Source organism: Streptomyces violaceusniger Tu 4113, from assembly GCF_000147815.2.
GTDB lineage: Bacteria > Actinomycetota > Actinomycetes > Streptomycetales > Streptomycetaceae > Streptomyces > Streptomyces violaceusniger_A.
In genome coordinates this window covers 7743508-7755984 of sequence record NC_015957.1, presented here as the reverse complement: position 1 = coordinate 7755984, position 12477 = coordinate 7743508, and the positions used below count along the sequence as shown (strand labels likewise).

At 72.0% G+C, this 12477-nt stretch carries 11 protein-coding genes; 8 read left to right on the top strand and 3 right to left on the bottom strand.

Annotation, left to right across the window (positions count from 1 at the left end; translation table 11 throughout):
• The first annotated feature begins 10 nt into the window (after positions 1 to 10).
• Genes STRVI_RS31580 through STRVI_RS31570 form a run of 3 tightly spaced genes read left to right on the top strand, consistent with a single transcriptional unit; the run spans position 11 to position 4339 of the window.
• Positions 11 to 2299 carry an MMPL family transporter gene (locus STRVI_RS31580; protein ID WP_014059631.1) on the top strand — a complete coding sequence of 763 codons (2289 nt, stop codon included), beginning with the start codon at positions 11 to 13 and terminating at the stop codon, positions 2297 to 2299.
• Positions 2300 to 2306: 7 nt separating this feature from the next.
• Entirely contained in the window at positions 2307 to 3647 is a 1341-nt protein-coding gene (locus STRVI_RS31575) for a sensor histidine kinase (protein WP_014059630.1), read from the top strand.
• Positions 3644 to 4339, top strand: a complete 696-nt coding sequence (locus STRVI_RS31570) for a response regulator transcription factor (RefSeq protein WP_014059629.1) — start codon at positions 3644 to 3646, stop codon at positions 4337 to 4339. The genes STRVI_RS31575 and STRVI_RS31570 overlap by 4 nt, the downstream gene beginning before the upstream one ends.
• A gap of 7 nt (positions 4340 to 4346) precedes the next feature.
• Here the strand turns inward: STRVI_RS31570 and STRVI_RS31565 are convergent, their stop codons facing one another.
• Both STRVI_RS31565 and STRVI_RS31560 read right to left on the bottom strand, forming a co-directional pair.
• Positions 4347 to 5570 carry an FAD-dependent monooxygenase gene (locus tag STRVI_RS31565; protein ID WP_014059628.1) on the bottom strand — a complete coding sequence of 408 codons (1224 nt, stop codon included), beginning with the start codon at positions 5568 to 5570 and terminating at the stop codon, positions 4347 to 4349.
• On the bottom strand, positions 5567 to 6991 hold the full coding sequence (locus STRVI_RS31560; protein ID WP_014059627.1) for an MFS transporter: 1425 nt from the start codon (positions 6989 to 6991) through the stop codon (positions 5567 to 5569). The genes STRVI_RS31565 and STRVI_RS31560 overlap by 4 nt, the downstream gene beginning before the upstream one ends.
• Before the next feature lie 301 nt (positions 6992 to 7292).
• Between STRVI_RS31560 and STRVI_RS31555 the strand changes: the two genes are divergently transcribed.
• The 5 genes from STRVI_RS31555 (at position 7293) to ddaH (ending at position 11158) form a co-directional block, all read left to right on the top strand.
• The gene (locus STRVI_RS31555) at positions 7293 to 8039 is read left to right on the top strand and encodes an SAM-dependent methyltransferase (RefSeq protein ID WP_043236859.1); all 747 of its coding nucleotides are present in this window, start codon (positions 7293 to 7295) and stop codon (positions 8037 to 8039) included.
• Positions 8040 to 8105: 66 nt separating this feature from the next.
• On the top strand, positions 8106 to 9224 hold the full coding sequence (locus STRVI_RS31550; RefSeq protein WP_014059625.1) for a methyltransferase domain-containing protein: 1119 nt from the start codon (positions 8106 to 8108) through the stop codon (positions 9222 to 9224).
• A 62-nt stretch (positions 9225 to 9286) separates the two neighbouring features.
• Entirely contained in the window at positions 9287 to 9877 is a 591-nt protein-coding gene (locus STRVI_RS31545) for a TetR/AcrR family transcriptional regulator (RefSeq protein WP_014059624.1), read from the top strand.
• Positions 9878 to 9952: 75 nt separating this feature from the next.
• Positions 9953 to 10333 (top strand): GntR family transcriptional regulator, encoded by a 381-nt coding sequence (locus STRVI_RS31540; RefSeq protein ID WP_014059623.1) that lies wholly within the window; start codon positions 9953 to 9955, stop codon positions 10331 to 10333.
• 48 nt (positions 10334 to 10381) lie between these two features.
• Positions 10382 to 11158 carry a dimethylargininase gene (ddaH, locus tag STRVI_RS31535; RefSeq protein WP_014059622.1) on the top strand — a complete coding sequence of 259 codons (777 nt, stop codon included), beginning with the start codon at positions 10382 to 10384 and terminating at the stop codon, positions 11156 to 11158.
• A gap of 155 nt (positions 11159 to 11313) precedes the next feature.
• Here the strand turns inward: ddaH and STRVI_RS31530 are convergent, their stop codons facing one another.
• Positions 11314 to 12426, bottom strand: coding sequence for a DUF5925 domain-containing protein (locus tag STRVI_RS31530; protein WP_014059621.1), 1113 nt, complete (start codon positions 12424 to 12426; stop codon positions 11314 to 11316).
• Positions 12427 to 12477 lie beyond the last annotated feature (51 nt).

Here is a 12477-nt window from a genome sequence, read left to right as displayed (position 1 = left end):
TGATCTACAGGTGGCGACATTTCTTTACCGGATCGGACGGTGGGCCTTCCGGCGGCGCCGGCTCGTGGGCGGTCTGTGGCTGGGCGCCCTGGTGCTGGCCCTGGCCGCCGCCGCGATGGCCCCGGCCGGGGAGGAAGAGGACCTCTCCATGCCCGGCACCGAATCGCAGAAGGCGTTCGACCTGCTGGACGAGCGCTTCCCCGACAGCAACTCCCAGGGCGCCGAGGCCCGTTTGGTGTTCCAGGCCCCGGACGGGCAGCGGGTGACGGCCAGGGAGAACAAGGCGGCCGTCCAGGACACGCTCGGCTCGCTGGACGGGGGCGATCAGGTCGCGTCGACCACCGACCCCTATGAGAGCGGCGCGGTCAGCGAGGACGGCACCATCGCCTACTCCACGATCACCTACAGCGAGGGCGCCGTCGACCTGACCGAGTCGACGAAGAGCGCCCTCGAGGACGCCGCGAACCAGGCCCGGGACGCCGGGCTGACCGTCGAGATCGGCGGCTCGGCCCTGGATTCGGAAGAGGAGCCGGGCGGTACGACGGAGCTCATCGGTGTGGCGGTGGCGGCCGTGGTGCTGGTCCTCGCCCTCGGGTCGCTGGTCGCGGCCGGGCTGTCGCTGCTGACCGCGCTCTTGGGCGTGGCCATCGCCTTCGGCCTGGTCTCCGCGCTGGCCGTGCCGCTGGGCCTGACGTCCACCGTCGCCATCCTGGCGCTGATGCTGGGGCTGGCGGTCGGCATCGACTACGCCCTCTTCATCACCTCCCGCTTCCGCGAGGAGTGCGCCCAGGGCAGCGAGCCGGAGGAGGCCGCAGGCCGGGCGGTCGGCACGGCCGGATCCGCCGTCGTCTTCGCCGGCGCGACCGTCTTCATCGCCCTGGTCGGGCTGGGAGTCGTCGGCATCCCCGAACTCACCAAGATGGGCATGGGCGGCGCGGGCGCCGTGGCCCTCGCCGTACTCGTCGCACTGACCCTGGTCCCCGCGCTGTTCGGCCTCTTCGGCCGTCGGATCCTGCCCCGCGCCCTGCGCAAGGCCGCGGGAGCGCCCCGAAGGGGCGCGGGGAACTGCGCGACCAGCCACGACGAACCCGCAGACGACCGACGACCCATCGCGGCAAAGCCAGAGAAGCGCATAGGCACTCGCTGGGCGCGGTTCGTGCTGCGCCGGCCGGTGGCCGTGCTGATGGTCGCCGGACTCAGCCTCGGCGCCGTCGCCCTGCCGGCGCTGAGCCTCGAACTCGGGCTGCCCGGAGACGAGTCCAAGTCGGTGGAGACCACCCAGCGCCGTGGCTACGACCTGCTGTCGGAAGGCTTCGGCCCCGGCTTCAACGGCCCGTTGACCGTGGTCGTGGACGCCTCGAAGTCCGCGAACACCCGGGCCACCACGAACCAGGTCGTCAAGACCGTACGCGGAGTGGACGGGGTCGCCTCGGTCGGTGATCCGGTGCTCAGCCGGACCAAGGACACGGCCATCCTCACCGCCATCCCCAACACCGCGCCGAACAGCGGCGAGACCAAGGACCTGGTGCACGCGATCCGGGGCGCGGTCTCCGGCGTCGAGGCCGACACGGGCGCCGCCATCCTGGTGACCGGCACCACCGCGATGAACATCGACATCTCCGAAGCCATGTCCGACGCCCTCATCCCCTATCTGACCGTGGTCATCGGCCTGGCGGTGCTCCTGCTGCTGGTGGTCTTCCGCTCGGTCCTGGTCCCGGTCAAGGCCGCGCTCGGCTTCCTGCTGTCGGTGGGTGCCGCCTTCGGTGTCCTCGTCGCCGTCTTCCAGTGGGGCTGGGCGGCGGACCTGCTCGGCATCGAGCAGACCGGACCGGTCATGTCGCTGATGCCGATCCTCATCATCGGCATCGTGTTCGGCCTCGCCATGGACTACGAGGTCTTCCTCCTCACCCGGATGCGGGAGGCCCACGTCCATGGCGCCTCCCCCGGCGAGGCGATCGTGGGCGGTTTCCGGCACAGCGGACGGGTGGTGGCCGCGGCGGCGATCATCATGATCAGCGTATTCGCCGGATTCGTCGGCATGAGCAGCCCGACCATCCAGACGATGGGCGTCGGCCTGGCCGCCGCCGTCCTCTTCGACGCCTTCCTGGTCCGGATGGCGATCGTGCCCGCGGTTCTGGCACTGCTCGGCCACCGGGCCTGGTGGCTGCCCCGTATCCTCGACCGTGTGCTGCCGAATGTGGATATCGAGGGTGAGGCACTGACCAGGCGTATCCCGGCCTCCGCGACCGTGCCGGACACAGCGGTTCCGCCGCTCCCCGTCGGCCGGTACCAGGGCTGAGCCGGCCATGACGAGCACAGGTGGCGGTGGCCCGCGACCACGCGGCATGTGGTGGCGGGAGGGAGCGATCACCGCGACGGCGTTCGCGCTCTGTCTGCTCGGCGGCGCGCTCCAGGAAGACGGCAGCACGCTGTCACTGCCGCCCGCCGCCGCCTACCTCATCGCCGTGGTGTCCTGTGCCGTGCTGCCGGTGCGGCACCGGGCGCCCCTGGCCGCCATGGCGGTCACGACCGCGAGCGGTGTGCTGGTGCCGTTCTCGGGCCTCCTGCTGAGCCCGCTCATCGTGGCCCCCGCCGTGATCACCGCCTACTCGCTCACCGCGCGCACCGAACGGCACGCGACGAGCGCGGTGTCGCTCACCTCCGTGGCGCTGCTGGTCGCCTCCGCCCCCCTGTTCGGGGCCCTCTCGTGGAAGGACGCGAGCAGGGTGGGGGCGGTGGCGGCGTTCCCGCTGGTGGCCGCCGTACTCGGGCACGCGGTGCAGAACCGGCGGGCCTATCTGGCGGCCGTGGAGGAGCGGGCCCAGCGGGCCGAGAAGAGCCGGGAGAGCGAGGCGCGCCGGAGAGTGGCCGAGGAACGGGTGCGCATCGCCCGGGAACTGCACGACCTCGTGGCCCATCAGATCACCCTGGCCAACGCGCAGGCCTCGGTCGCCGCCCACCTCTTCGACGCCCGCCCGGAGCAGACCCGTAAGAGCCTGACGGAGCTTGTCGAGACCACCGGCCACGCACTCGACGAACTGCGGGCCACGGTCGGTCTGTTGCGCCAGTCCGGGGACGCGCCCACGCCCGGCGATCCGGCGCCCGGGCTGTCCCGGCTTCCCACGCTCCTCGAGTCCTTCCGCCGCGCGGGTCTGGAGGTGTCGGTGCACCAGGAGGGCACGGCCAGGCCGCTGTCGCCGGGAGTGGACCTCACCGCCTACCGCATCGTCCAGGAGGCCCTGACCAACGTGACCAAGCACGCCGGTACCGGTAGTGCCCGGGTGCGCCTCGACTGGAACCGCGATCGCGTGACCATCACCGTCGCCGACGACGGAAGGGGCGGCCGTACGGGACCGAGCGCGTCCACGGGACGGAGTGTGCCCACGATGCCGGAGCGTCCGCCCGGTTACGGTCTGATCGGGATGCGGGAACGCGCCACCGCGGTCGGGGGACACCTCTCCGCGGGCAAGCGCCCGGAGGGCGGTTTCCTCGTCTCCACCGAGCTGCCCCTCCCGCCCGCCAAGGACACGACGCGGACGACGGACGGAGCGAACACCGTCGAGGAGCGAATGGCCGACGCGGCGACAGGCGACGTACGGACGGGCGACGGACGGACGGGCGACGGAGAGGCCGGGGATGCGCCGTGACGCTCCGGGTGCTGCTCGCCGACGATCAGGCACTGCTGCGCGGGGCCTTCCGGTTGCTTCTCGACTCCGCCGACGACATCACCGTGGTCGGCGAGGCCGCCGACGGCAGGGAGGCGGTGAGACTCACCCGGCAACTGCGCCCGGACGTGGTGCTCATGGACATCCGCATGCCCGAGGTGGACGGTCTCGCCGCCACAACGGAGATCTGCGCGGACCCCGAACTGCGCGCCAGCCGCATCCTGATCCTCACCACGTACGAGACCGACGAGTACGTCGCGCAGGCGCTGCGCGCGGGGGCCGGCGGCTTCATCGGCAAGGGCATCGGGGCCGAGGACCTGCTGGCCGCCGTGCGGACGATCGCCGACGGCGACACGCTGCTGTCCCCCGCCGCGACCCGCTCCCTGGTCGCCCGTTTCCTGGCCACACCGGCCGACGCCCCGCCGCGCCACGCCGAACGGCTCTCCGTGCTCACCCCGCGCGAACGCGAGATGGTGGCCCTGGTCGCGACCGGCCTCTCCAACCAGGAGATCGCCGAGCAGATGTTCCTCAGCCCCTTCACCGTCCGCGCCCATGTGCAGCGCGCCATGACGAAGCTGGAGGCCCGCGACCGGGCCCAACTCGTCGTCATCGCCTACCGGACGGGCCTGGCCCACGCCGCCCCCGACGGCGGCGGGGCCGACCCCCTGTCGTAGTCCGAGGTCACGGCATCGTGGCGAACGCGGGCAGCGTAAGGGCCGAGTGGGCCGGTCGGGCCGGCGCGGAGGGCAGGGTGACGAGGCCCCGCAGCCTGGTGTTGCGCTGCTCCAGCGCCTGCGCGGTGGTGGGGAAGAGCGTGGCCCCACCGGTGTCGACCAGTGCCTGATTCACGGCGACGAACTCGCGGACGTCGCGTTCGTAGGCGGCGAACGCCGCGGTGTGATCCCGGTGCGTGGCCAGGGCGTTGGCCAGCATGTAGGCACCGACCAGCGCGAGGCTCGAGCCTTGTCCGGTGAGGAAGGAGGGTGCGTACGCGGCGTCGCCGACGAGCGCGACGCGGCCGCTGGACCAGTGGGGCATGCGGATCTGACCGGCCGTGTCGAAGAACAGGTCATCCGCGTCGCGCAGGGCGTTGACCATGCCAGGGACCTCCCACCCCGCCCCCGCGAAGACCGTGGCCACCAGGTCCCGCTGGGCGTCGGGGTTCCGGAGGGCATCGAGCGGCGGTTCCGGCTGGTGAAAGTTCAGGAAGGCGTGCACCTCGTCGTTGTCCCCGACGGCGTAGAGGGCCGCGGCCTTCCCCGGGGTGTTCCACATGACGACCTCGCGGGAGAGCCCGAAGGTGTTCGGCATGGTGAAGATGGCGAAGCAGTAGCCGAGGTAGCGGTGGAACTGTTCCTCGGGGCCGAACAGGGACTCCCGGGTGTGTGAATGCATCCCGTCGGCGCCCACCACCAGGTCGAACGTGCGCCGTTGGCCACTGTGGAACGTGACGTCGACCCCTTGTCCGGACTGGTCGAGGGTGTCGATGGAGTCGCCGAACAGGAATTCCACATCGTCGCGGACCAGCGCGTACAGGCTCGCCGCCAGATCCCCACGACGCACTTCGAGGTCCTGTCCCTCGACACCGCCGGCAACGGCGCTCGGGTTGAGCGACGCCACTTCGCTGCCATCGGCGTCGAGGAAGATGCAGCGGCGCGAGTCGATGTGCGCGTCCCGCAGTCGCGGCAGTATCCCCATCCGCCGGACCACCTCTGTCGCGGTACCGCGGATGTCGATCGGGTAACCACCGGCGCGCAGTGCGCCTGCCTTCTCCACCACGGTGACCGCGCATCCGGACCGGTGCAGCCAGTACGCCAGCGCGGGCCCCGAGATACTGGCTCCGGAGATCAGAACGGTGCGCTTCGCGGTGGTACGCACGTCCATCGACAGACCGGTAGATGTCATGCCTGGGCTCCATTCTTCGTGCTACGGATTTTCGTGCTGCGGATCTTCGTGATGCGGACAATGAGCAGCGACAACGCGGCGACGAGACCGGCGGTGACGAAACCTGTGACGAAGGCCGATTCGGTCGGCAGGCCCGTCTTCGAGTCGGCCCCGGAGTCGAGGATCGCGCCGCCGACCTGAGAGCCCAGGGCGACGCCGATCACGCGGGTCACCACGAGCAGGCTGGTGGCGATGCCGGTGTCCCCGGTGTCGACGGCGGCGGCGGCGCGGGTGAGCAACGCCGTGCCGGCAACGCCCGCCGCGATAGCGGTCAGCGCCTTCGCGAGGACGAGCTGCCAGGCGGCGGTGTGCAGCGACGCCAGGGCGATCGTCGTGGCCGCCGTGACGACGGCACCCCCGACGAGCACGGCACGCAGACCGAAACGCCCCGCCACGACCCCGCCGACCGAATCGCTTACCGCCCCGGCGATGGCGCCCGGCAGCAGGAACAGTCCGATGTCGGTGGTGCTGAGCCCGAAGCCGTACCCGTCGGCCGATATCGCGAACATCTGCGGCAGCAGAAAGGCCACCATCCCGAAGCTGGTGGTGACAACCAAGGTGAGCAGGCACGAATGCCACATCGCGGGCTTGGCCAGCATGCGCAGATCGACCATCGGCGAGGCCGCCCGGCGCTCGACGACGACCCATGCGGTCGCGAGGGCGGCCACGAGAAGGGTGAGGGCAACGACCGCGAGGGGCGGCAGACCGTCGCCCGTCACCCGCACGAGCCCGATCATGAACGCGAGCAACGCGCCGCTCAGCAGAACCACACCCGGCCAGTCGATCCTGTCGTCCGATGCGATCGGCGGATCATGCGGCATCAGCCGCGTCAGGACCAACGTCGTCGCGATGATCGCGATCGTCGGCAGCGCGAACATCCAATGCCAGGACAGCTTTTCCGAGAGCGGCCCGGCGATCAGCGTTCCCACCATGCCGCCGCCCGTGAACAGCGCCATGACCACCCCGATCGCCACCTGTGACGCTCGTGCGGGGAGGTTTTTGCGCACCAGGATGAAGGAGAGGGGCAGCGCGCCCACCATGACGCCCTGCAATATCTGACCGAGCAGCAACACCGGCAGGTTCGGCGCCACGCCGGCCAACAGACCACCGGCCGAGACCACGGCCATCAGCCAGACCAGCACCCGCTTTCCGCCGTAGCGGTCGCCGAGTTTGCCTGCGACGGGTGTGATGACCGCGCCGGTGATGAGCAGGGTGTTGCCGATCAGTGCCCCTTCGGAAGGGCCGACCCCCAGCTCACGTTGCAACTGCGGGAGCGCGGGCTCCACCACTGACTGCAGAGTGCCGAGGGCGAGCGCCAAGATGCCGAGGGCACCGATCGACAGCCTCCCGATACGGACCGGGGAAGCTACAGCTAGGGACATGGACGTCCTTCCAGACACCGTAAGGCAGGGGGGAATGCGCGGGATTCACGCGCATTCCCACCCTTCCTTCCGGCGCCCCGCCGGGCATCGTCCCCCGCCGCCGTCTTCCCCTGGTGCACCCGGACCAGCCACTCACCTGTCCTGGTGCCTACGCACCACAGAGCGACTCGGGTCGTTGCGCTCGGCCGGAGCTCAGGAGGGGCGGGTCGCGCGGATCAACCACCCCGGGGCCGGGGGGCGAACCGAGCCGTTCACCGATAAGGAAGCTGCGGTGGAGGGCGGACCTTGGCACGCTGAGCGGATGGACCGTCAACGCAGATCCCAGCTCGCGCACGCCGACCACCCGATCGCCGCCCCGCTGGCCGACGAGTCGGTGGCCCGACTGCTCGACCGGGCGGTGGCGGACGAGGCCGACCGCGCCCTCGACCTCGGCTGCGGAGGCGGCGCCTGGCTGCGGCGGCTCCTGGTCCGCTATCCGTGGATGCACGCCGAGGGGGTGGACATCCACACCGCGGCCCTGGAACAGGCACGCGAGGGCGCGGAGGAAGCCGGAGTCGCGGACCGGCTGGTCCTCCACGAGATGGACGCCTCGGTCTTCGCCTCGGCGCACCGCTTCCACCTGGTGCTGAGCGTCGGCGCCGCGCACGCCTTCGGCGGGCTGCTGCCCACCCTCGCGGCGGCGCGTGAACTCCTCGCCCCGGGCGGCCATGTCCTCGTGGGCGACGGCTTCTGGGAGCGCGAACCCGACGCCGCCGCCCTCTCGGCCCTGGGCGCCACCTGGGACGACTACGCCGACCTCGCCACCACCGTGGACCGCGTCACCGCCGACGGCTGGACACCCGTCTACGGCCACGTCAGCACGGCGGGGGAGTGGGACGACTACGAGTGGTCCTGGACCGGTTCACTGTCCCGCTGGGCCCTGGACCACCGCGACGAACCCGACGCCCTGGACACGCACAAGGCCGCCGCCGAACACCGCGCAGGCTGGCTGCACGGCTACCGCGGCACCCTCGGCTTCGTCACCCTCGTACTGCGGCAGAGCCCCTGAGCCCCACGGTGACGTTGGCCTAGGCGGCTTCGGGACGTTGTCAGTGGGGGGTGCGACCATCGCGGCATGTGCGCCGATACCTCGACCACCGCTTACTGGGACGCCGCCGCCGCGGACTTCGACGACGAACCGGATCATGGGCTGCGCGATCCGGTCGTGCGGGAGGCGTGGGCCGCGCGGCTGTGGGGGTGGCTGCCGGAGCGGGCCGGGGATGTGCTCGATCTCGGGTGTGGCACGGGGAGTCTCGCGCTGCTCGCGGCCGAGCGGGGGCATCGGGTGACGGGGGTCGACCGCTCGCCGCGGATGGTTGAGCTGGCGCGGGCGAAGCTGGGCGGGACGGGGGCCACCGTGCTCGTCGGGGACGCGGCGGAGCCGCCCTTGGGGGAGGGGAGCTTCGATGTCGTGCTGGTCCGGCATCTGCTGTGGACGCTGCCGGACCGGCAGTCGGTGCTGCGCCGTTGGGTCCGGCTGCTGCGGCCGGGTGGGCGGCTGGTGCTGATCGAGGGGCGGTGGGGCGAGTCCGACCCCGTCGGGCTGCCCGCCGCCGAGCTGTCCGCGCTGGTGGGGCCGCTGACGGAACGGCTGTCGGTCGAGCAGCTCGCGCCGGACGCGGCGCTGTGGGGGCGGGCCGTGCACGACGAGCGGTATGCCCTGGTGGCCGACCTCGCACCGGCCCGGCGCCATACCGAGATCGTGGACGTCCATCTGATCCTGCGCCGCGGGGACGAGGTTCTGCTCGCCCGCCGTGCCAACACCGGCTATGCGGATGGGCTGCTGCACGCCCCGTCCGGGCATGTCGAGGACGGCGAGGACGTCCGCGCCGCGATGCTCCGCGAGACGGCCGAGGAGATCGGCCTCACCCTGGGCCCGGACGAGGTGCGGGCGGTCCTCGTGCTGCAGCACAAGGCGCCCACAGGGGCGGCCCGTACGGGGTGGTTCTTCGAGGCGGAGGTAGGACAGGAGGGCGGGCTCGAGCCCGTCAACGAGCCCGTCAATCGGGAGCCGGAGAAGTGCTCCGAGCTCGGCTGGTTCCCGCTGGACGCGCTGCCGGACGACATGGTGGCGTACTGCCGCGCCGGCCTCGAGGCGTACCGCGCGGGCCACCGCTTCGCCCTCCACCGGCATGAGCCGGACGACCCGATCGCGTATGCCCCGGAGGGCCCCGACCGGCTGACCCCGCTCTGACGATCAGAGGTTACGGGACGCTGTCCCGTTTAGTTAGACTCGGCGGCGAAGGGAAGGGTGCGGTGAACGACAACGATCGAGACGCGGGGCGCGAGGCCCGGCCCAAGCGGGCGGACGCGCGGCGCAACGAGCAGGCCCTGCTCGAAGCGGCCGCCGCGGTCTTCGTCACCTCGGGCGTGGAAGCGCCGATACGCGATATCGCGGCCAAGGCCGGGGTCGGCACGGCCACGATCTACCGCCACTTCCCGACGCGGGCGGATCTCATCGTCGCCGTCTACCGGCACCAGGTCGAGGCACTCGCCGAGGCCGGTCCCACCCTGCAGGCGACCAGCGAGACTCCGCACGCCGCCCTGGGGCGCTGGATCGATCTCTTCGTCGACTTCCTGGTCACCAAGCACGGGCTCGCGGCCGTGCTGCAGTCCGACGACCCGTGCTTCGACCCCCTGCACTCCTACTTCCTCGACCGGCTCCTGCCCGTATGCACCCAGCTCCTCGACGCCGCGGCCGCCGCGGGCGAGATCCGCACCGGGCAGGAGGCCTACGAGCTCATGCGCGGCGTCGGCAGCCTCTGCGCGGGCGCCGGCGCCGACCCCCGCTACAACACACGTCACCTGGTCGAGCTCCTCATCGCGGGACTGCGCCGACCGCACTGACCATCGGCCGGGCGGCGCCCGCCCTGGCACACAATGGGGCCACACACCACCCCACCCACGCCCCAGGAGCCCCACGTGGCCTTGCAGATCACCGTCGACCAGGACGCGGCGACCGCCCCCTTCGAGCAGCTCCGCGCACAGATCGCCGAGCTGGCCCGCTCCGGCGCGCTTCCCGTGGGCTACAAACTGCCCACCGTACGCGGCTTCGCCGAGGAGCTGGGGCTGGCGGCGAACACCGTCGCCAAGGCGTACCGGGCCCTGGAGGCGGACGGTGTGATCGAGACCCGTGGCCGCCACGGCACCTTCATCGCGGCGGCGGGCGATGCGGCCCGGCGCCAGGCTGCCGAGGCCGCCCAGACCTATGTCCAGCGGGCGCGCCGCCTAGGTCTGGACCGTGCGGCCGCGCTCGCCGCCGTCGAGGACGCCCTGCGGGCCGCCTACGGAGACCCCGCCTGAACCTCCACCGCTCACTGCGCCGGTGACTCCGCCTGCCATGCTGTCCCCATGGCCAGCCGTAAAGCCCTCGTCCGACGCCCCAGCCCCCGCCTCGCCGACGGGCTCGTCACCCATATCGACCGCACACCGGTCGACGCCGCGCTGGCGCTGCGGCAGTGGGAGGTCTATGTCGTGGCGCTGCGCGCGCACGGCTGGGAGACGGTGGAGCTGCCGCCGCTGGACGACTGCCCGGACGGGGTGTTCGTCGAGGACACCATGGTCGTCCACCGGAACGTCGCGGTGATCGCCCGCCCCGGAGCCGAGTCCCGCAGGCCCGAGACGGTGACCACGGAGGAGGCCGTGACCGGGCTCGGCTGCTCGCTGAACCGGATCCGCGAGCCGGGCACGCTGGAGGGCGGCGACGTCCTGAAGATCGGCGACACCGTTTACGTGGGACGCGGCGGACGCACCAACGGCGACGGCATCCGCCAGCTTCGCGCCGCGCTGGAGCCGCTGGGCGCGCGGGTGGTGGCCGTCCCGGTCAGCAAGGTGCTCCACCTCAAGTCGGCGGTCACCGCGCTGCCGGACGGCACCGTCATCGGCTATCCGCCGCTGGTCGACGACCCGGACGCGTTTGACCGCTTCCTCCCCGTCCCCGAGGAGTCCGGCGCCCATGTGGTGCTGCTCGGCGGCGGCAAACTGCTGATGGCTCAGAGCGCGCCGCGCAGCGCCGAGCTGGTCGCCGCGCTCGGCTATGAGCCGGTGCCGGTGGACATCAGCGAGTTCGAGAAGATGGAGGGCTGTGTGACCTGCCTGTCGGTCCGGCTGCGGGAGCTGTACGCCTGAGCCGGGCCTCAACGGGGCCCGGGTCCTGGGCTCGCACAGGCCCCGGCGGCCGGTTGGCTCACAGGCGCGGCCGGTTGGCTCACACGCCCCCGGAGGCCCGTTGGCTCACAGGCCCCCGGCGGCCGTCCCAGAGGCGGCGGCCCCCGGGGGCCGGTTCACAGATACAGCCCCGCGTTCGCGTCCCCCGGCTGCGACGGCACGGCGGGCGGCCGGGTGCCGCGCCGCAGCGCGTACAGCTCCGCGAGCGTCGCCCCGTCCCGCCCGATCACACCTTCCCGGTCGTCGACCTCCCCGCCGAGCCAGCCGACCGCCTCCGTCCGCGTCAGCTTGCCGACCTCGATCCGGGCCAGACACCGGCCGGGGCGGACCACCGCCGGATGCAGCCGTTCCAGATCCTCGTTGGTGGTCACCCCGACCAGTACATTGCGCCCCTGGCCGAGCAGGCCGTCCGTCAGGTTCAGCAGCCGGGACAGCGCCTGGCCCGCGGTGTGCTTGGCCTCGCCGCGGATCAGCTCGTCGCAGTCCTCCAGGAGCAGCAGCCGCCACCGCCCCTTGGCCGTGCCGTCGTCCTCGCCGATGGCGATGTCCATCAGATAGCCGACGTCGGTGAAGAGCCGCTCCGGGTCCAGGACGCAGTCCACCTGGCACCACTCCCGCCAGGACCGGGCCAGGGTGCGCAGCGCCGAGGTCTTGCCGGTGCCGGGCGGGCCGTGCAGCAGCAGGAGGCGGCCGGCGATGTCGTCCGGGGTGACCTTCATCAGCCCGTCCATGGCCTCCGCGACCGGCGCCGTGTAGTTGCCGCGGATCTCCTCCCAGGTCCCGGCCGAGATCTGCCGCGAGGTGCGATGCGGTCCGCGGCGCGGCGAGACGTACCAGAAGCCCATCGACACGTTCTCCGGCTGGGGTTCCGGCTCGTCCTCCGCGCCGTCGACGGCCTGGTGGAGCACCTTCTCGGCCAGGGCGTCGTCGACGGCGGTCACGGTCACATCGGCCCCCCGGTTCCACCGGGAGATCAGCAGCGTCCAGCCGTCGCCCTCGGCGAGCGTCGCGCTGCGGTCGTCGTCGCAGGCCGCGCGCAGCACGGTCGCGGACGGCGGCAGCAGCGTCGCGCCCGACCGCACCCGGTCGACGGAGTGACTGCGGGCGTACGGCTGCTCGCCGGTCGCGAAGCGCCCCAGGAAGAGCGCATCGACGACATCGGACGGCGAATCGCTGTCGTCGACGTTGAGCCGGATGGGAAGGGACTCTTCGGCGGGTGTCGTAGGCAGGGTCTGCCTCCTGAGAACGGGGGGCCGGTGCGTCGGTCAGCGCACCCGGCC